Source organism: Paraliobacillus salinarum, assembly GCF_014083865.1.
GTDB classification, from domain to species: domain Bacteria; phylum Bacillota; class Bacilli; order Bacillales; family Amphibacillaceae; genus Paraliobacillus; species Paraliobacillus salinarum.
In genome coordinates, this window is the sequence record NZ_JACEFA010000001.1 from 107,592 (window position 1) to 126,306 (window position 18,715).

An 18,715-nucleotide genomic window follows, 5' to 3' on the forward strand; every position below is an offset into this window, starting at 1 on the left:
GTGACAGCAAGATGGCAGAGACTTTTGATCGTGTAAAGAAAATCGTGGTTGATCGCTTAGATGTAGAAGAGGAAAAAGTAACAATGGAAGCCTCTTTTAAAGATGATTTAGAAGCTGATTCATTAGATGTAGTTGAACTTGTTATGGAATTAGAAGATGAGTTTGATATGGAAATTGCCGATGAAGATGCAGAAAAAATTGGTACAGTTGGTGACGCTGTGAATTACATAGATAGCCAATCGTAACAAAAAATATGACGAAAATAAAAGTCTCGCTGAAAAGCGGGACTTTTACCACATCTAAAAAATATTTGTCAAGGTGGAGAGGGATATGGATTTTCAGCCGTTACAAAATCAATTAAATATACAATTCAAAAATGAATCTATATTGCGACAAGCATTTACTCACTCTTCTTATGTGAATGAAAATAAAAAACAACCATTGAGTGATAATGAACGATTAGAGTTTTTAGGTGATGCTGTACTAGAGTTGGGTGTGTCACAATTTTTATACCGAACATTTCCTAATATGGCTGAAGGTGATTTAACAAAATTACGCGCTGCAATTGTTTGTGAACCAGCTTTAGTTGATTTTGCTAAAGAATTGACTTTTCATCAATTTGTTCTTTTAGGAAAAGGAGAAGAACGCACTGGGGGCAGGCATAGACCGGCTTTGTTAGCTGATGTGTTTGAAGCATTTATCGGTGCATTATATTTAGATCAAGGATTCGAAGTTGTTATTCAATTTTTAAAACAATATGTTTATCCTAAAATTAGTCAAGGTGCTTTTTTTCATGGATTGGATTATAAAAGTCAACTGCAAGAATTAATTCAACAAAAACGAACAGCAGACATTGAATACGAAATTGTAGCAGAAAATGGTCCTGCACATGACCGTGAATTTGTAGCACAAGTAAAGGTGAATAACGACGTTTCTGGTGAAGGAAATGGTCGCACAAAAAAGGAAGCAGAACAGCGGGCTGCTAAGCAAGCATTAGACTATTACAAAAAATAATTTGTCGCATAAATCTGTGATGGTTGGCTCGTTTTTATGAATGTTTATTCGTAAAAACAAGCCAACAATCATTTTATCGAGAGGGTAAGTATATCTCCTCTCGTAATTAAAGAATCGTAATTATTTTCTAATTGAAGCAAGTTCTTGAATAAAAGCTTGTGTTTCGGAAACACTTAGCTGGCCTTTCTGTTGTAACATATCATACAATAACTTTAATTGATCATACTTACTCAAGTCATAATCCGCTGGATCCATGATTGATGAGTTAACTACTTTTAGTTTTGCAGTAATTTCTTCAAGTAAATACGTTAAATTTTCTGGTGTCGCCTCATTTAATTGTGCCATATATCTTTCTCTCCTTTCTATTTACCGTTTAATAACTAGTTTGATTAATGGATAGATAATGCCTCTATTACAAACTAATCTTCTAACTCTTCCTACTTTATGATAAAATAAATAAGCTGAAAAGAAAACATGAAGTCAAAATACATACTTATATTGTTAGATAAAATAGGAGAATGCATATGTTCCTAAAAAAAATTGAATCTGTTGGTTTCAAATCTTTTGCTGAACGAATATCTGTTGATTTTGTACCTGGGGTAACCGCTGTCGTTGGACCAAATGGAAGTGGAAAAAGTAATGTTACAGATGCAATCCGTTGGGTATTAGGTGAACAATCAGCGAAATCATTACGTGGTACAAAAATGGAGGATATTATCTTTCAAGGTAGTGATACGCGTAAGCCATTAAATTTCGCAGAAGTAACCCTTGTATTGGATAATCAAGATCAAACCTTGCCAATTGATTATGAAGAAGTAAGTGTCACTAGACGCGTTTACCGTTCAGGTGAAAGTGAATATTTATTGAATAAACAAAATTGTCGTTTGAAAGATATCGTCGATTTGTTTATGGATTCAGGACTTGGAAAAGAGGCCTTTTCTATTATTAGCCAAGGAAAGGTAGAAGAAATTCTGAGCTCTAAAGCAGAGGAGCGCAGAACGATCTTTGAGGAAGCTGCAGGTGTTTTAAAATATAAAAATCGCAAAAAGAAAGCAGAATATAAACTTGCAGAGACACAAGAGAATTTAAATAGAGTAGAAGATATTATTTATGAAATTGAAGGGCAGTTAGATCCATTAAAAGAACAAGCTTCGGTTGCTAAAGAATATCTGGATAAAAAAGAGCAGTTAAAAGGAGAAGAGATTTCTTTATTAATTGCTGAAATTGAACAATTACATGAAGATTGGCAAGCATATTTAAATTTAATTGAACAACAAAAAAATGATGATATAGAAAAAACTACTATTCTCCAAAAAAACGAAGCGGATGTTGAAAAAGAACGTCAAGTTATGCAAGAAATGGATGAAACGATTCAACATTTACAGGATAAGTTGTTGACATGCACACAAGAATTGGAGAGTTTAGAGGGAAACAAGAAGGTAATGCAAGAACGTTCGCGTCATTTTGAAGATAACAAGGCACAGTTAACTTCTAATATAGAATCACTACAGACAAAGATAAACACTTCTTCAGAGCAGTATAACGCCGAAAAACAAACATTAGAGAGTTTAACATCTACTCGCAATAAAATTCAGCAAAAGTTGCAAGAACTAGAGCAACAATTAGATAGCAAAGAAGAAAATATTGAAGAAATTATTGAACAAAAAAAATCGGAATACATTGATTTTTTAAACCAACAAGCGGCTAAACGGAATGAGAAACAGTCTATTTTACAACAGCTAGAACAATTAGATTTTAAACAAAAAAATCACAAAGGTAAATTTACTGATCAATTATCAACGAGAGATTCATTATCAAGCAATCTTAATCAGTTAAGCGACAAGCTGAAAATACACAAAGAACAAATAGACAACCAGCAAATACAACTTGACTCCGTAAGAAAAGATATCGAACACAAGAAAGCCGCATATCAGGATTCGCAACAAAAATTGATGCAAGGCTATCAACAAATTGAGAAGCTAAAATCAAAACAAGAAATGTTAGCTGATATGAAGGAAGATTTTCAAGGTTATTTTCAGGGTGTTAAAGCTGTCTTGAAAGCAAGAGAAAAGTCACAATTATCAGGTATACATGGCGCTGTGCTTGAACTGATAGATATCCCAAAGCAATTCTTAACGGCTATGGAAACTGCTCTAGGCGGACAATCACAGCATATTGTAACAGATGATGAAAAATCGGGGCGACAAGCCATTCAATGGTTGAAACAATCAAACAACGGACGTGCTACTTTTCTTCCGTTACAAACGATGCGTCCAAAAGTAATTCCGTCTCCTTTAAGGAAACAATTAGATAGTCATTCTGGTTTTATTGGAGTGGCGGCAGAGTTAATTCAATTTGACCAGAACTATCATTCCGTTATTCACAACTTATTAGGGAACACAATTTTTGCCAATACATTAAAGGATGCAACAGATTTAGCGAAATTATCAGAGCGACGCTTTCGAATTGTTACATTAGAAGGTGATGTCGTAAACCCAGGTGGATCGATGTCAGGTGGGGCAAAGCGCAATAATAATCAATCTCTTTTCACAAGAGAAAAAGAGTTACAAGAACTTAATGAAAAAATTGAAACCTATCAAACGCGCACGATTGCTTTTGAAGAAAACGTAAATAAGCAAAAACAGCAACTGGAAAATAAAGAGTTTGAGCTAGAAACGATCAGAGAAAAAATACAAGCTATGCAGCAAGAAGAGAATGAACTACAAGCACAGTACACAGAGAAGAATGTACAGCTTCGTCACATCAATGAAACGATGACAGTTTTTGACCAGGAGACTGATCAATTTGCCCAAGAAATTCAGATTTTAACTGATCGTAAGCAGAAGATCGATGAACAACTAGAGCATATGAACGAAAGTGTAGCAAAACTGAAAGAAGAAATAGAAGATCTTACACAGAAGCAAAATGAAGATCAAGCAAATCACCAAACATTACAAGAAGATTTACATCAGCTACGCATTCAATTAGCCGAGCAAGATAGAAACGTTTATCACCAAAAAGAAAAGGTAACAAATGTGTTAACAACGCTTGACGAATTAAATCAATCTAAACAAGAAGCCGATGAACAGCTTGCTTCTTTACTAGCATTTAAAACAAGACAAAATATGCAAGAAGAGATTGAAGAAAAGATTAAGATAAAAGAAGATGAAAAGCATAATATAACGAAAGAAATACAACAAAACAGACAAACAAGAATGTCTAAAACACAACAGATTGAAGATGCAGAAAGAGAAATTAAAACAATCCAAAATCAAAGGCAAGCTATTCTTGAAAAAATTCAAGCGAATGAAGTAAAAGCAAATCGTTTAGATGTGGAGTTAGAAAATAAATTAACCCATTTACAAACAGAATATATAATTACCTTTGAAAAAGCACAACAGCTTTACCAAAAGGCAGAAAATGTTCAAGAAGCTAGTCGAGAAGTGAAATTACTTAAGCGGTCTATTGAAGAATTGGGCACGGTAAATATAGGTGCAATAGAAGAATACGAGCGAATTGAAGAGCGCTATCAATTCTTAACCGAACAGCAAACAGATTTAAATGAAGCAAAGGATACACTTTATACAGTAATTGCTGAAATGGATGAAGAAATGCAACGCCGATTTGAAGAAACATTTATGAAAATCAAAGAAGAATTCTCTTATGTATTCCAGCAACTGTTCGGAGGTGGCAATGCTGCATTACAACTAACGGATCCAGATGATCTATTAGAAACTGGTGTTGAAATAAAAGCACAACCACCTGGTAAAAAAGCGCAACAATTAGCTTTATTATCTGGAGGAGAACGCGCTTTAACCGCGATAGCGCTATTATTTTCTATTTTACGTGTTCGTCCAGTCCCTTTTTGCGTGTTGGATGAAGTGGAGGCGGCATTGGATGATGCCAACGTTCACAGGTTTGCTAGATATCTAAGAGAGTATAGCAGCAAGACACAGTTTATTGTTATTACACATAGAAAAGGAACAATGGAAGAAGCAGATGTGCTTTATGGTGTAACAATGCAAGAATCTGGTGTGTCTCGATTAGTTTCTGTCAAATTAGAGGAAACGAACGATATGGTACATTTAGGCGTTTAATGAACTAGAAAGGAAGTATTTAATATGAGTTTTTTCAAAAAGTTAAAAGATAAATTTTCAGGGTCAGAAGAAGAACATGATGTTTCTGACAAATATAAGTCAGGCTTAACAAAAACAAGAGATACATTTTCAACAAAAATTAATAATTTAGTTGCGCGATATCGCAAAGTGGATGAAGATTTTTTTGAAGATCTTGAAGAAATTTTAATTCAAGCAGATGTTGGTGTAACAACGGTAATGGATTTAATTGATGAATTAAAAATGGAAGTGAAAAGACAAAATATTAAAGATACAGAGGGTGTAAAAGATGTTATCTCTGAAAAACTAGTTGAAATTTATGCTGGAGAAGATGACATTACAAAAGAAAGTCTTACTCTAAAAGAAAATGATCTTTCTGTGTACTTATTCGTCGGGGTTAATGGTGTTGGGAAAACAACTTCAATCGGCAAACTAGCTCATCAGTTAACAGAACAAGGGAAGAAAGTGGTCCTTGTTGCAGGTGACACATTTCGTGCGGGTGCAATTGAACAGTTACAGGTATGGGGAGAACGTGTCGGTGTAGAAGTAGTGAAGCATCGTGAAGGTAGTGATCCTTCAGCTGTTATTTACGATGGTATTCAGGCTGCAAAGTCAAGAAATGCAGATGTTTTATTATGTGATACAGCAGGGAGATTACAGAATAAAGTAAACTTAATGAATGAATTGTCTAAGGTAAAACGAGTGATTGAGCGAGAGATTCCGGATGCACCACATGAAGTGTTGTTAGTTTTAGATGCAACAACAGGTCAAAATGCATTAAGTCAAGCGAAGACATTTGCTCAAGCAACAAATGTAACAGGTATTGTTTTAACAAAACTGGATGGAACAGCAAAAGGTGGAATTGTACTAGCCATTCGAAAAGAATTAAATATTCCAGTTAAATTTGTAGGTTTAGGTGAAAAAGTAACCGATTTAGAAGCTTTTGATGCGCATGCATTTGTGTACGGTTTATTCGCTGATATGATTGAATCGGATAAAGCATAACTGCTTGACAGTGAATTCATCCATCATCTACTATTAAATGTAAAGATGTTTCACTTAACGAGGAGTGTTTAGTTATGTTAGAAAAAACAACTAGGGTTAATTTTTTATTTGATTTTTATCAATCATTATTAACACCAAAACAACGTAATTATATGGAGATGTATTATTTAGAAGATTATTCTTTAGGTGAAATATCAGAATCATTTGATGTCTCTAGACAGGCTGTATACGATAATATTCGTCGGACAGAAGCAATGCTTGAAGATTATGAAACGAAATTACAATTATACAAGAAATTTATTGCCCGTCAACAAATAGTGGATCAATTGACAACAGTATTAGAAGATCATGAAGAAGCGTTAGATTTATTATCTATCTTAAAAGAATTAGAGTAGGAGGATACTCTTTATGGCATTTGAAGGCTTATCTGAACGTCTACAACAGACGATCAAAAAGATGACAGGTAAAGGGAAAGTAAGTGAACAAGATGTAAAAGAAATGACAAGAGAAGTACGTCTCGCTTTATTAGAAGCAGATGTTAACTTTAAAGTAGTTAAAGATCTTGTCAAACGAATCAAGGAACGAGCGGTTGGTCAGGATGTAATGGAAAGCTTAACACCGGGTCAACAAGTAATTAAAATAGTAAAAGAGGAACTGACCGCTTTAATGGGTGGAGAACAAAGCAAGATAGCGGTAAGTGAACGTCCTCCAACAGTAATCATGATGGTAGGTTTGCAAGGTGCCGGTAAAACAACAACAACTGGTAAATTAGCCAATTTGCTTCGTAAAAAGCACAACAGAAAACCCTTGCTTGTTGCGGCCGACGTATATCGCCCGGCTGCAATTAATCAATTAGAAACATTAGGAAAGCAACTAGATTTACCCGTTTTTTCATTAGGAACGGAAGCAAGCCCAATCGATATTGCAAACCAAGCAATCGACAAGGCTAAAGAAGAACATCTTGATTATGTCATTATTGATACCGCTGGTCGTTTACATGTAGATGAACATCTAATGGACGAACTACAGCAAATAAAACAGAATGTAACTCCTGATGAGATTTTCTTAGTAGTAGATTCAATGACCGGTCAAGATGCAGTGAATGTTGCTGAAAGCTTTGATCAACAACTCGATGTAACAGGTGTGGTTTTAACGAAGCTAGATGGAGATACACGTGGTGGTGCAGCATTATCTATTAAAGCTGTTACAAATAAACCGATTAAATTCGCTGGTATGGGAGAAAAACTAGATGAATTAGAGGCGTTTCATCCAGAACGTATGGCATCCCGAATTTTAGGTATGGGTGATGTCCTTTCATTAATTGAAAAAGCACAAGATAATGTAGATCAGAAAAAAGCGCAAGAATTAGAAGAAAAAATGCGCTCTGCTACATTTACTTTTGATGATTTTCTTGAGCAAATGGATCAAGTGAAAAGTATGGGTCCATTAGAAGATTTAATTGGAATGATCCCAGGAGCAAATAAAATGAAAGGGCTAAAAAATGTACAGTTTGATGATAAACAGCTTGTACATGTTGAAGCCATCATTCAATCTATGACAAAAAAAGAACGCGAAGATCCAAGCTTAATGAATGCAAGCCGCAAGAAGCGTATTGCAAAAGGATCTGGACGTCCTGTATCAGAGGTAAATCGTTTGCTAAAACAATTTGATGAAATGAAAAAAATGATGAAACAAATGACGAATATGCAAAAAGGGAAGAAAGGAAAAAAGGGTAAAGGATTTAATTTTCCTTTCATGTAATGTAAAAACACTTTACAGACTTCCAAACTTCTGATAGAATTTAAAATTGTGTAAAACATTAATAAATGGAGGTGCGAAATATGGCTGTTAAAATCCGCTTAAAGCGTATGGGTTCAAAACGTAATCCTTTTTATCGTGTAGTTGTAGCTGATTCACGTTCTCCTCGTGATGGACGTATTATCGAACAGATTGGCACATACAATCCGGTTGCTAACCCGGTTGAAGTTAAATTAGATGAAGATAAAGCGTTAGATTGGATGTCAAAAGGTGCTAAGCCTAGTGACACTGTTCGTAACTTATTCTCTAATGAAGGCATCATGAAGAAATTCCACGACACGAAAAACCAAAAGTAAAGTAGTGTGATAAAATGGAAGCCTTAATTAAAAGCATCGTCAAGCCGTTAGTTGATAATCCAAACGAGATTTCGGTAGAGGTAAAAGAAGAAGCTAGTAAGGTGATTTATCATCTTACTGTTCATTCTGAAGATGTTGGTAAGGTAATTGGTAAAAACGGTCGTATAGCTAAAGCAATACGTACCGTTGTTTACGCAGCAAATACAGATTCCAAAAAACGAATTTTTCTTGATATTATGTAAAACAGGGAGAGGAGCAAAATACCTTTCCCTGTTTTTCTTTACACAATAAAAAGGTATAATATTAATATAGTTTAAGATTACAGCCTCATATATCATGTTGAAAAGAGGTGTCGTCGATGAAAATCATGAAGCAAATCAAAGTGAAACAAGTGATAACAGAAGAGAGCAGATCATTATTAACAGCTGACTTTAAAAAAAGGTTCGAACAGCTTGAACAAGAAATTCAGCAATTAATTTTTGAACAGAAGAAAATGGAACGTAAACATCCTTCTCACAGACAAAAAATCATCAGTAAATTTCAAAAAGAGATTGATGATCGAAAAGAAAAGCAAATAATAGTACAAAATCAAATAGAAACAATACATAATTTACCGTCTGAAAGTGAAATAGTAGAAAGAGAAATAGAAGCACTTGTTGATGTCGAAGTTGGAATGGATTGGAACAAAATAGTATCTGAACAAGTAATTGTGGTAAGAAACAATAAAATTATACGGATAGATGAAGCGGGTGAATGAATTGAGTGAAGATAAACTATTTAACGTCGGAAAGATTGTAAACACGCATGGTATTAAAGGAGAAGTTAAAGTCGTAAGAATTACAGATTTTGAAGAACGTTTCGAAAAAGGGAATATACTGTATTTAATTGATAAATCAAAAAGTGAGCCAATACCATTAACAATAAAACATCATCGTCAACACAAACAATTTGATTTATTACAATTCGAATCATATGACTCAATAAATGATGTGGAACCTTTTAAAGAATGCTTGTTAACAGTTAAAGAGGAGCAACTGCAAACGCTAGATGAAGGCGCTTATTACTATCATGAGATTATTGGCTGTAAAGTGTATACACTGGACAATGAATTGTTAGGAGAAATAAAAGAAATTCTTTCACCAGGTGCGAATGACGTTTGGGTAGTTAAATGTCCAAACAAAAAAGACCTTCTTATTCCATACATTGATGATGTAGTGAGAACCGTTGATGTGAAAGAGAAAAAAGTAATCATTGAGCTTATGGAAGGATTGTTAGACTGATGCACGTTGATATATTAACCCTTTTTCCTGAAATGTTTACAGGTGTGATGGAAAATTCCATTTTAAAAAAAGCACAAGAAAATGGAGCTTTCTCTTATCAAACTGTTGATTTTCGTCAATATACCACAAATAAACATCATAAGGTTGATGATTATCCTTATGGTGGGGGAGCAGGCATGGTATTAATGCCACAGCCGATTTTTGATGCAATCGATGATTTGAAAAAAAAACATAAAAAGAATCCACGTGTTATTCTTATGTGTCCGCAAGGGGAAACCTTCACACAGAAAAAAGCAGAAGAGCTTGCACAAGAAGAGCAACTCGTGTTTATTTGTGGTCATTATGAAGGATATGATGAACGGATTCGACAAGAGCTTATAACAGATGAAATTTCCATAGGAGACTATATTTTAACAGGTGGGGAACTAGGTGCGATGGTCGTAATAGATAGTGTAACACGCTTGTTGCCGGGTGTTTTAGGGAATAAAGACTCCGCTCCAGAAGATTCATTTTCAACTGGTCTATTAGAACATCCCCATTATACAAGGCCTGCTGTATTTCGTGGATTAGAAGTCCCTGAAGTATTATTATCAGGGAACCACAAACATATTGACACATGGCGTCGTAAACAATCAATTTTTCGTACTTGGCTGAGAAGACCTGATCTATTGGAAGTATTTAAGCTGTCAGATCAAGAAAAAGAATGGATTAATGAATTTGAAAAGAATACTAAGATATAGTTGAAGTCTAAATAAAATTATGGTATATTATTTGTTGTGCTTAAGTGAATACTTAGGCCGTATAAACGATGTTCCGCTGTTAGTCAACATTGAATATGAGCATTGGTTTGGAAGGAGTGTGACATAATGCAACATTTAATTGATGAAATCACAAAAGAGCAACTTCGTACAGATCATCCCGATTTCCGCCCAGGTGACACTGTTAAAGTGCACGTTAAGGTTGTAGAGGGAGAGCGTGAGCGTATTCAGCTGTTTGAAGGTGTTGTTATTAAACGCCAAAACGGTGGAATTAGTGAAACATTCACTGTACGTAAGATTTCTTATGGTGTAGGTGTTGAACGTACATTACCAGTACATTCACCACGTATTGCTAAAATTGAAGTTAGCCGTCGCGGTAAGGTACGTCGTGCGAAACTTTACTATCTACGTAATCTTCGTGGAAAAGCTGCACGTATTAAAGAAATTCGCTAATGATGACTGTAAAAGGAGCTTGCTATGTCAAGCTCCTTTTTCTTCATAATAAAACAATTTCATTCTTGGAACTGCATAAGATAAAATGTACTAAACAAAATGAAATGAGTGCAGTTGGTATTGGAGGAAACAGAGATGGCCAAAAAAAAGAGTGGAAAGAGTGAATGGATTGACTGGCTTAAAGCTTTGCTTATAGCGGCAATCATAGCTATCATCGTTCGGACATTTATTTTCACACCAATTGTTGTAGACGGTCCCTCTATGCAACCTAATTTACAAGACGGTGATCATATGCTCGTTAATAAATTAAATTATAAATTAAACGAGCCTGAAAGATTCGACATTGTTGTTTTTCATGCAACAGAGCAAAAAGATTATATAAAAAGGGTAATTGGTTTACCTGGAGAAACCGTACATATACAAAATGATATTTTATATATTGATGGAAAAGCTGTAGCTGAGCCTTTTCTAGCTGAACAGAAAGCGATGCTGCAAGAAGGACAAAAATATACACAAGATTTTTCTATAGAACAATTACCAGGGGATGATACAGTCGTTCCTGATGATCACATATTAGTACTAGGAGATAATCGAAATGATTCTACAGATAGTCGTTCTTTTGATATTGGATTTATATCCTATGATCAGTTAGTAGGAAATGCATCCGTTATATATTGGCCGTTAGATCGAATCGGCTTTGTAGATGAATAGGAGGTAGCGTATGACAATACAATGGTTCCCAGGTCACATGGCGAAAGCGAAGCGTGAAGTGCAAGAAAAGCTAAAACTAGTTGATTTTGTAATCGAACTTGTTGATGCCAGAGCACCGTTTTCTTCGCAAAATCCAATGCTGCATCAAATTTTGAATCAAAAACCAAAGATGTATGTGTTAATGAAAAGTGATTTAGCAGATCCCGCTTATACAGCTAAATGGTTGAATTATTATAAAGAAAAAAATATACCAGCAGTAGCTGTAGATGTTTCAAAAAAGCAAGATATTGAACAAGTTATATCTTCGGCAAAAGAGATGTCTAAGGAAAAAATGGAACGATTAAAAAGAAAAGGCATCCGTCCTCGACCAGCAAGAGCAATGATTATTGGTATTCCTAATGTTGGTAAGTCAACATTAATTAATCGCCTTGCACAACGAAAAATTGCTAAAACTGGTGACAGACCTGGGGTTACAACAGCACAACAATGGATTAAAGTAAAGAAGGATTTTGAATTGCTGGACACACCTGGAATTTTATGGCCTAAATTTGAAGATGAGATTGTAGGCTTACGTTTAGCTGCAATTGGAACGATAAAAGATCAGATTTTACCCACAGAAGAAGTTGCTTTATTTATTTTGAATTATTTAACGGAAAATTACTATTCATCTTTGCAGACTCGGTTTCAGGTAGAAGAAGAATATGCTGATGTTCATCAATTGATGGAAGCAATTGGCCATTTGCGCGGTTGTATAGAAACTGGTGGACATATCAATCTAGAGAAGACGGCAGACGTGATTATTAGGGATTTAAGAGACGGAAAAATTGGAAGAATCACCTTGGAATCACCTGAATAACATGATCCATCCCCTAATCTATAATAAGTTAGAAGACATTCCTAATCGGGTGTCTTTATTTTTTTAAGAAAATGTCGATAAATAAATAAATGGAGGTAGAAAAGGTGCCGCAAAAATCAGTAAAAGAAATTAAGCAATGGCTAGCTGAAAATAAATTGTCTGATCAAGAATTACAACAATTAAGTGAGGATAATCGAAAAGGCGTTCAATTAGCCATAAAGCAATATTATAAAAAGATTGAACGAGAGAAACAACTTCATGATCAGTATAATGAAATGATGTCGTATGAGCGAAAGTGCTATGCTCAGGGGAAGGAATTAATTGTAGGTATTGATGAAGTGGGTAGAGGACCATTGGTAGGGCCAGTAGTTGCAGCTGCAGTCATTTTAGACCCTGCATCATATTTTCCGGGTATAGATGATTCAAAAAAAATGTCACGTCAAAAAAGAGAGGCATTCGACCAGCAAATAAAAGACGAAGCAATTGCTTATAGTTTCGGAATAATTGATAATGAGATGATTGATCAAGTTAATATTTATCAAGCGACAATTAAAGCTATGGAACAAGCTGTACAAACACTTCCTTGTCAACCAGATCATTTGTTGATTGATGCAATGACACTGCCTCATCTGCCATATTCATTTGATTCAATTATCAAAGGGGATCAAAAAAGTGTTAGTATAGCAGCAGCGAGTATACTAGCTAAAGTAAAACGTGATCAAATCATGTCTGATTTACACCAGGAATTCCCGAATTATCAGTTTGATAGCAATCAAGGCTATGGCACAAAAGCTCATTTAGAAGCAATAGAACAATATGGTATCACACCTTATCATAGAAAATCGTTTGCTCCGATTAAAAAGTAAGAAAGGAGGATTTACAGTGTCTATTTATTCATCACTCGGACTTCCTTCAACACGTACTTCATCTATGCATGAAACTCAAACAAAGTCGCCACCGCTTAAAGTGGGTCAAATACTTACAGGTAAAGTAAAGGAGATTTATCCTAACCAAAAAGCATTAATTCAACTAGGGGATCGACAAGTAGTTGCCCAATTAAAAACTGCATTAAATTTGAATGATAATTATTGGTTTCAAGTGCAGTCAACGGATCAATTAGTTCATTTGAAGGTGCTTTTAGATCAACCGGGAAAGCAGTCTCTAGAACAGCAAGCGGCTAATTTACTAAAGCAACTACAACTGCCTTTAACAAAAGAAAATATACAATTTGTACAAAAATTAATTCAATCTAATATACCATTTAACCCGAATAGCTTAAGTGAAGCATTATCATTAACTCAAGGGGATACAAAAGATTCTAGAGCATTCCTATTAAACATGATGGCAAAACAGCTACCTATTACTTCTACTATTTATCAATCATTGATGCATGCAGAAAATAACACATTACAACAGCAACTTAATCATGTTTATCAACAATTACAGACTAATTCTCAAGGTGCTGTAGATTATAAAACATTGTTAAGTAGACTCGAAGGCATGTTTTTTGAAATGAATAGTAATAATGAAAAAATACCAGTTTTACAAACGATTAAGCAACAGCTAAATCAAAAAGATCAGGTCATGTTGCAAGTAATGAAGCACGCTGGTTTAGTAAGTAATCAACAAACAATGACACAAATAGAGGGAATTAATAACCAGCTTCAGTCTGTCGTTGCACAACACGGTGAAAGCTATGTTAGTAAGACCCTAGGTGAGTTATTTTCAAAGCAGCTAGGTTTAACGGATCAACAACTGTCACAATTTCAAAAGCTTGTAAAAGCACTTGTTTCTACTAATCAAACGAATGAATCGATGGTAAAGGCGAATCAGCAATTGCAAGCTTTTTTGGATAATCATCATTTAAGTGCGAGATTAACAAGTTTGTTCCCTGAAAATCAGCGAACAGATTTTTCGAATTGGAGAATGTCTCCAACACAAGATAATACGGCTTCTATATTAACCATGTTGAGAAGTATTGCAGATCAGCAATTACCAAATCAAATGATGAACAAATTGCTTGAATTATTAACAGTTACTAAAGATACTGGTTTAAATACAAAAGATCAATTTTTGCTACAAATGAAACACTTTTTGAACTTTTCTGGTATTCTTGATGAAAATCAAATATTAAAGAATGATGCAACTGAATTAAGACAAAATTTTTCATTAAAACAGTTGCTTGTTCAAGCAATGCAAACTTCAATAACAACAGGAGATTTAGAAAAATTAGTTCATACATTAAATGGCATACAGATTTCTAGTGTCCAAGAAGATGGAGCTTTTATTCAAGCGTCTATTCAACTGCCGGGATTTTTTGGAACAGATAAAAATATTATAATTAATATGGATAGCAAAAAAAATCAAAAAAATCAGATTGATCCTAACTACTGCCATATTGTTTTTTACTTATCTTTAGAAAAAATCGGTGATACTTGTATCGATATGTCGATTATAAATCGGAAAATTAACATGACTATATACAACGAATATGAAGAAATTATTCCTTTATTAAACCAATTAGAGCCAACGCTTCAAAAAGGATTGGAAAGTAAGGAATATCAATTATTATCCATAAAATTTAAACCGATGTCTGAAGAAGTAGAGCAACAATTATTAGAAACAAAACATTATCAAGTTTCTAGCGTAGGAGTTGACTTTCGAGTATGACAGATCAATACAAGCCTAAAAAAGCGGTTGCTTTAAGTTATGACACGAAGAAAGACGTATCACCTAAAGTATCTGCAACAGGATCGGGATTCATTGCGGAAGAAATTATTCAAAGAGCGAAAGATGCGAATGTCCCCATTCAAGAAGACCATAACTTGATTGAATTATTGTCTAAATTAAATATAAATGAAAAAATACCAGAAGAATTATATCAAGCTGTAGCAGAAGTTTTTGCTTTTATATACCAAATAGATAAACAGGTAGAAATAGGCTTACCTAATAAAAAAAATAGACAAACATCGGGCGATTTTATACAATGAAGTTAGCTATAAAATCATATAAACAACTCAGCTACTAACACTGTTAGGCTGAGTTGTTTGTAAATAAGGAGTGAAGTTTATTGCAGGATACGCGTTTTCGACTTATTCATCTTTATCGTGCTTCTTTCGCCTCAAGAAAATTCATTCATCGAGTGTTACAACACGACCCTTCACTACAAAACCTCTATCAATGGACACCTACAGAAATGCAATCACTATTTCTCATCTCAAAGGAAAAAGCTAACCAAGTGTATTACAACCTCCACGAAGTGAAAATTTCAGAAAAAGTAAAAAATGATTTATTACATTACCATATTTGGACGATTATAGATGATGATTATCCGTTTTCATTACGTTTCATACCAGATCCTCCCGTTGTTTTATATGGTCTTGGTAAACGAGATTTTCTAACTTATCAACCATCGTTAAGTGTTGTGGGGACAAGAAATCCCTCTAAAGAAGCAAAGGTAAAAATGTTAGCTATATTAGGTCCATTAATCAAAGAAGATTGGTTATTTGTCAGTGGAATGGCATTAGGTATTGACGGATTAGCACATCGTTTAGCTTATTATTATCAAGGGAAAACAATTGCTGTTTTAGGAAGTGGATTACAACATATTTATCCAAAACAACACGAAGAATTATTTCAAGGGTTAACTACAGATCATTTGGTAATCTCTGAATACCCCCCAGATATCCCCCCAAGGAAATATCATTTTCCAGAACGAAATAGAATAATTAGTGGATTGAGTTTTGGCACGATCGTCATTGAAGCAAAAGAGAAAAGCGGTTCTTTAATTACTGTCGACCAAGCCTTAGAACAAGGTCGCGAGGTATATGCAGTTCCAGGCTCACCTTTATTAGTTCAGACACAAGGCTGTCATAAAATGATTCAAGATGGTGCTAAATTAGTTCGAAATGCTTATGATTTAACAGTGGATTGGAACGAAAATAAAGAAAAGTGGCATAGAACTTTGTCGAATATCGATCACTTTTAAGCCTTTTTTCATTAATCGAAAACAAGTTGAGTTTGACAAAATGGTAATAAGTATTTAATAATAGTGAAGATTTATCAAATAGATAAAAGTAGAAACCCTCTTGGGAGGAAGCGAAATGTCAGATTATTTAGTGATAGTAGAATCACCTGCGAAAGCAAAGACAATTGAACGTTATTTAGGAAAGAAATACAAAGTTAAAGCCTCAATGGGACATGTGCGTGATTTACCAAAAAGTCAAATGGGAGTAGATGAGAAAAATCACTTTGAGCCAAGGTATATCACAATCCGTGGAAAAGGACCTGTCTTAAAAGAGCTAAAAACAGCTGCTAAAAAAGCAAAAAAAGTATATCTCGCAGCCGACCCCGACAGAGAAGGAGAAGCAATTGCTTGGCACCTAGCACATAGCTTGGATATTGATCATCACTCTGAATGTCGTGTTGTTTTTAATGAAATAACAAAAGATGCAATTAAAGAATCTTTTAAACACCCTAGAAAAATTAATATGGACTTGGTGGATGCACAACAAGCACGTCGTATCCTTGACCGTTTAGTTGGTTATAATATCAGTCCATTATTATGGAAAAAAGTAAAAAAAGGCTTAAGTGCTGGACGTGTTCAATCGGTTGCAGTTAAATTAATAATTGATCGTGAAAGAGAAATTAACAATTTTAAACCAGAGGAATACTGGTCTATCGATGGTACATTCATGAAGGATACTTCTAGCTTTGAAGGTGCTTTTTATGGCATGGATGGTAAAAAGACAAAATTACCAAATAAAGAAGCGGTTGAACAAGTGCAAGCAAAACTAACAGGAACACAATATAAAGTAGATAAAGTCCAGAAAAAGGAAAGAAAAAGAAATCCATCTGCACCGTTTACAACATCATCATTGCAACAAGAAGCAGCTAGAAAACTTAATTTTAGAGCTAAGAAAACAATGATGGTAGCCCAACAACTCTATGAAGGTATTGATCTTGGGGAAAAAGATGGTGGTATTACCGGTCTTATTACTTATATGCGTACGGATTCAACTAGATTGTCTGATTTGGCTAAGCAAGAAGGAAAAAAATATATTAGCGAAAATTATGGCGAGAATTACATTGGTAATGTATCTACGAAGAAAAAGGCTGACGGTGCGCAAGATGCACACGAGGCCATTCGACCAACATCAGCTTTTCGCACTCCAAATACATTGAAAAGTATTTTAACAAGAGATCAGTATCGTTTATATAAACTCATTTGGGACCGTTTTATTTCTTGTTTAATGGCGCCTGCAGTAATGGATACAATGACCGTTAATATGAGTCAAAATGGTGTAATTTTCCGTGCAAGTGGCTCCAAAATTAAATTTAAAGGGTTTATGAAAGTTTATATTGAAGGAACAGATGACAATAAGAAAGAAGAAGATAAGTTTTTACCTGAATTAGAAGAAGGCATGATTGTTGAGGCAAAAGAAATTAAACCAAATCAACATTTTACACAGCCGCCACCACGATACACTGAAGCAAGATTGGTAAAAGTGATGGAAGAGCAGGGGATAGGAAGACCGTCTACTTATGCTCCAACTTTAGATACGATTCAGCGTAGAGGCTATGTTTCATTGGATAACAAACGATTTATCCCAACAGAATTAGGCGAAATTGTTATCGATTTAATAAAAGAATTTTTCCCTCAAATTATTGATGTGGAATTCACCGTCAAAATGGAAGGCGATTTAGATGCTATTGAAGATGGTAAAACAGATTGGGTGAAAATTATTGATCAGTTTTACCAAGGCTTTGAAAAGCGCTTGAAAATTGCTGAAGAAGAAATGGAAAAAGTAGAAATTAGAGATGAACCTGCTGGTATAGATTGTGAGAAATGTGGGCACGAAATGGTTTATAAAATGGGCAGGTATGGAAAGTTTCTTGCTTGTTCTAACTTCCCAGAGTGCAGAAATACAAAGCCAATTCTTAAAGAGGTAGGTGTCAAATGTCCAACTTGTAAAACAGGTAATATCGTAGAAAGAAAATCAAAGAAGCGTCGTACCTTTTACGGTTGTGATAATTATCCTGATTGTGAATTTTTATCTTGGGATAAACCAATTGCACGCTCCTGTCCAAAATGTGACAACTTACTAGTTGAGAAAAAATCTAAAAAAGGTGTTCAAATACAATGTTCTTCTTGTGACTATAAAGAAGAAACGCAAAAATAAAAAGAGATTTAAATAGTACCTGTAGTTAGGACACTTAAAAAAGTGTTTTCTCTACAGGTATTTTTTTGTGTCACGAAAATGTTTACAAGTTAATAATAAGGGGATAAATAGGAATAATTCATTTAAATCGTGCGAAAGATTAATCAATTTCAAAAATTGTTTGACAAGTCACATGCAAGATACTATAATTTTCGATTGGTAAGTATATTTACTTTACAGAAAACAAT

At 34.6% G+C, this 18,715-nt stretch carries 20 protein-coding genes; 19 read left to right on the forward strand and 1 reads right to left on the reverse strand.

Annotation, left to right across the window (positions count from 1 at the left end):
* Positions 1-11 precede the first annotated feature (11 nt).
* Positions 12-245: an acyl carrier protein gene (locus HP569_RS00540; protein WP_182199126.1), complete on the forward strand. Its 234-nt coding sequence runs from the start codon at positions 12-14 to the stop codon at positions 243-245.
* A gap of 85 nt (positions 246-330) precedes the next feature.
* Positions 331-1,014: a ribonuclease III gene (gene rnc, locus HP569_RS00545; protein WP_182199127.1), complete on the forward strand. Its 684-nt coding sequence runs from the start codon at positions 331-333 to the stop codon at positions 1,012-1,014.
* Positions 1,015-1,134: 120 nt separating this feature from the next.
* Here the strand turns inward: rnc and HP569_RS00550 are convergent, their stop codons facing one another.
* Complete coding sequence (locus HP569_RS00550) at positions 1,135-1,359, reverse strand: DUF1128 domain-containing protein (protein WP_182199128.1); 225 nt, start codon at positions 1,357-1,359, stop codon at positions 1,135-1,137.
* Between the two features lie 179 nt (positions 1,360-1,538).
* Between HP569_RS00550 and smc the strand changes: the two genes are divergently transcribed.
* The 17 genes from smc to topA all read left to right on the forward strand — a co-directional run bounded on the left by smc (position 1,539) and on the right by topA (position 18,488).
* Complete coding sequence (smc, locus tag HP569_RS00555; RefSeq protein ID WP_182199129.1) at positions 1,539-5,111, forward strand: chromosome segregation protein SMC; 3,573 nt, start codon at positions 1,539-1,541, stop codon at positions 5,109-5,111.
* Between the two features lie 24 nt (positions 5,112-5,135).
* Positions 5,136-6,134, forward strand: coding sequence for a signal recognition particle-docking protein FtsY (gene ftsY, locus HP569_RS00560; RefSeq protein WP_182199130.1), 999 nt, complete (start codon positions 5,136-5,138; stop codon positions 6,132-6,134).
* 74 nt (positions 6,135-6,208) lie between these two features.
* On the forward strand, positions 6,209-6,529 hold the full coding sequence (locus HP569_RS00565; protein ID WP_182199131.1) for a putative DNA-binding protein: 321 nt from the start codon (positions 6,209-6,211) through the stop codon (positions 6,527-6,529).
* Positions 6,530-6,542: 13 nt separating this feature from the next.
* Complete coding sequence (ffh, locus tag HP569_RS00570; RefSeq protein ID WP_182199132.1) at positions 6,543-7,895, forward strand: signal recognition particle protein; 1,353 nt, start codon at positions 6,543-6,545, stop codon at positions 7,893-7,895.
* A gap of 80 nt (positions 7,896-7,975) precedes the next feature.
* Positions 7,976-8,248 carry a 30S ribosomal protein S16 gene (rpsP, locus tag HP569_RS00575; RefSeq protein WP_182199133.1) on the forward strand — a complete coding sequence of 91 codons (273 nt, stop codon included), beginning with the start codon at positions 7,976-7,978 and terminating at the stop codon, positions 8,246-8,248.
* Positions 8,249-8,262: 14 nt separating this feature from the next.
* Positions 8,263-8,490, forward strand: a complete 228-nt coding sequence (locus HP569_RS00580; protein WP_182199134.1) for a KH domain-containing protein — start codon at positions 8,263-8,265, stop codon at positions 8,488-8,490.
* A 116-nt stretch (positions 8,491-8,606) separates the two neighbouring features.
* Positions 8,607-9,005: a YlqD family protein gene (locus tag HP569_RS00585; RefSeq protein WP_182199135.1), complete on the forward strand. Its 399-nt coding sequence runs from the start codon at positions 8,607-8,609 to the stop codon at positions 9,003-9,005.
* A complete protein-coding gene (gene rimM, locus HP569_RS00590) occupies positions 8,989-9,528 on the forward strand; it encodes a ribosome maturation factor RimM (protein ID WP_182199136.1) in 540 nt (179 codons plus the stop codon). Before HP569_RS00585 ends, rimM begins: the two co-directional genes overlap by 17 nt.
* Complete coding sequence (trmD, locus tag HP569_RS00595; RefSeq protein WP_182199137.1) at positions 9,528-10,268, forward strand: tRNA (guanosine(37)-N1)-methyltransferase TrmD; 741 nt, start codon at positions 9,528-9,530, stop codon at positions 10,266-10,268. The genes rimM and trmD overlap by 1 nt, the downstream gene beginning before the upstream one ends.
* Positions 10,269-10,394: 126 nt before the next feature.
* Positions 10,395-10,739 (forward strand): 50S ribosomal protein L19, encoded by a 345-nt coding sequence (gene rplS, locus HP569_RS00600; RefSeq protein ID WP_182199138.1) that lies wholly within the window; start codon positions 10,395-10,397, stop codon positions 10,737-10,739.
* A 135-nt stretch (positions 10,740-10,874) separates the two neighbouring features.
* Positions 10,875-11,450 carry a signal peptidase I gene (gene lepB / locus HP569_RS00605; protein ID WP_182199139.1) on the forward strand — a complete coding sequence of 192 codons (576 nt, stop codon included), beginning with the start codon at positions 10,875-10,877 and terminating at the stop codon, positions 11,448-11,450.
* 10 nt (positions 11,451-11,460) lie between these two features.
* Complete coding sequence (ylqF, locus tag HP569_RS00610) at positions 11,461-12,306, forward strand: ribosome biogenesis GTPase YlqF (RefSeq protein WP_182199140.1); 846 nt, start codon at positions 11,461-11,463, stop codon at positions 12,304-12,306.
* Between the two features lie 104 nt (positions 12,307-12,410).
* Positions 12,411-13,172, forward strand: a complete 762-nt coding sequence (locus HP569_RS00615) for a ribonuclease HII (protein WP_246366856.1) — start codon at positions 12,411-12,413, stop codon at positions 13,170-13,172.
* A gap of 16 nt (positions 13,173-13,188) precedes the next feature.
* Complete coding sequence (locus HP569_RS00620; protein WP_182199142.1) at positions 13,189-14,976, forward strand: hypothetical protein; 1,788 nt, start codon at positions 13,189-13,191, stop codon at positions 14,974-14,976.
* Positions 14,973-15,296, forward strand: a complete 324-nt coding sequence (locus HP569_RS00625) for an EscU/YscU/HrcU family type III secretion system export apparatus switch protein (RefSeq protein ID WP_182199143.1) — start codon at positions 14,973-14,975, stop codon at positions 15,294-15,296. Before HP569_RS00620 ends, HP569_RS00625 begins: the two co-directional genes overlap by 4 nt.
* A gap of 80 nt (positions 15,297-15,376) precedes the next feature.
* Complete coding sequence (gene dprA / locus HP569_RS00630; protein ID WP_182199144.1) at positions 15,377-16,294, forward strand: DNA-processing protein DprA; 918 nt, start codon at positions 15,377-15,379, stop codon at positions 16,292-16,294.
* Between the two features lie 115 nt (positions 16,295-16,409).
* Positions 16,410-18,488 (forward strand): type I DNA topoisomerase, encoded by a 2,079-nt coding sequence (topA, locus tag HP569_RS00635; RefSeq protein WP_182199145.1) that lies wholly within the window; start codon positions 16,410-16,412, stop codon positions 18,486-18,488.
* Positions 18,489-18,715 lie beyond the last annotated feature (227 nt).

What these genes read in the sequence shown, in the direction of transcription:
- HP569_RS00540 (WP_182199126.1), top strand. Translation starts at nt 12, where the DNA reads ATGGCAGAGACTTTTGATCGTGTAAAGAAAATCGTGGTTGATCGCTTA.
- rnc (WP_182199127.1), top strand. Translation starts at nt 331, where the DNA reads ATGGATTTTCAGCCGTTACAAAATCAATTAAATATACAATTCAAAAAT.
- HP569_RS00550 (WP_182199128.1), bottom strand. Translation starts at nt 1,359, where the DNA reads ATGGCACAATTAAATGAGGCGACACCAGAAAATTTAACGTATTTACTT.
- smc (WP_182199129.1), top strand. Translation starts at nt 1,539, where the DNA reads ATGTTCCTAAAAAAAATTGAATCTGTTGGTTTCAAATCTTTTGCTGAA.
- ftsY (WP_182199130.1), top strand. Translation starts at nt 5,136, where the DNA reads ATGAGTTTTTTCAAAAAGTTAAAAGATAAATTTTCAGGGTCAGAAGAA.
- HP569_RS00565 (WP_182199131.1), top strand. Translation starts at nt 6,209, where the DNA reads ATGTTAGAAAAAACAACTAGGGTTAATTTTTTATTTGATTTTTATCAA.
- ffh (WP_182199132.1), top strand. Translation starts at nt 6,543, where the DNA reads ATGGCATTTGAAGGCTTATCTGAACGTCTACAACAGACGATCAAAAAG.
- rpsP (WP_182199133.1), top strand. Translation starts at nt 7,976, where the DNA reads ATGGCTGTTAAAATCCGCTTAAAGCGTATGGGTTCAAAACGTAATCCT.
- HP569_RS00580 (WP_182199134.1), top strand. Translation starts at nt 8,263, where the DNA reads ATGGAAGCCTTAATTAAAAGCATCGTCAAGCCGTTAGTTGATAATCCA.
- HP569_RS00585 (WP_182199135.1), top strand. Translation starts at nt 8,607, where the DNA reads ATGAAAATCATGAAGCAAATCAAAGTGAAACAAGTGATAACAGAAGAG.
- rimM (WP_182199136.1), top strand. Translation starts at nt 8,989, where the DNA reads ATGAAGCGGGTGAATGAATTGAGTGAAGATAAACTATTTAACGTCGGA.
- trmD (WP_182199137.1), top strand. Translation starts at nt 9,528, where the DNA reads ATGCACGTTGATATATTAACCCTTTTTCCTGAAATGTTTACAGGTGTG.
- rplS (WP_182199138.1), top strand. Translation starts at nt 10,395, where the DNA reads ATGCAACATTTAATTGATGAAATCACAAAAGAGCAACTTCGTACAGAT.
- lepB (WP_182199139.1), top strand. Translation starts at nt 10,875, where the DNA reads ATGGCCAAAAAAAAGAGTGGAAAGAGTGAATGGATTGACTGGCTTAAA.
- ylqF (WP_182199140.1), top strand. Translation starts at nt 11,461, where the DNA reads ATGACAATACAATGGTTCCCAGGTCACATGGCGAAAGCGAAGCGTGAA.
- HP569_RS00625 (WP_182199143.1), top strand. Translation starts at nt 14,973, where the DNA reads ATGACAGATCAATACAAGCCTAAAAAAGCGGTTGCTTTAAGTTATGAC.
- topA (WP_182199145.1), top strand. Translation starts at nt 16,410, where the DNA reads ATGTCAGATTATTTAGTGATAGTAGAATCACCTGCGAAAGCAAAGACA.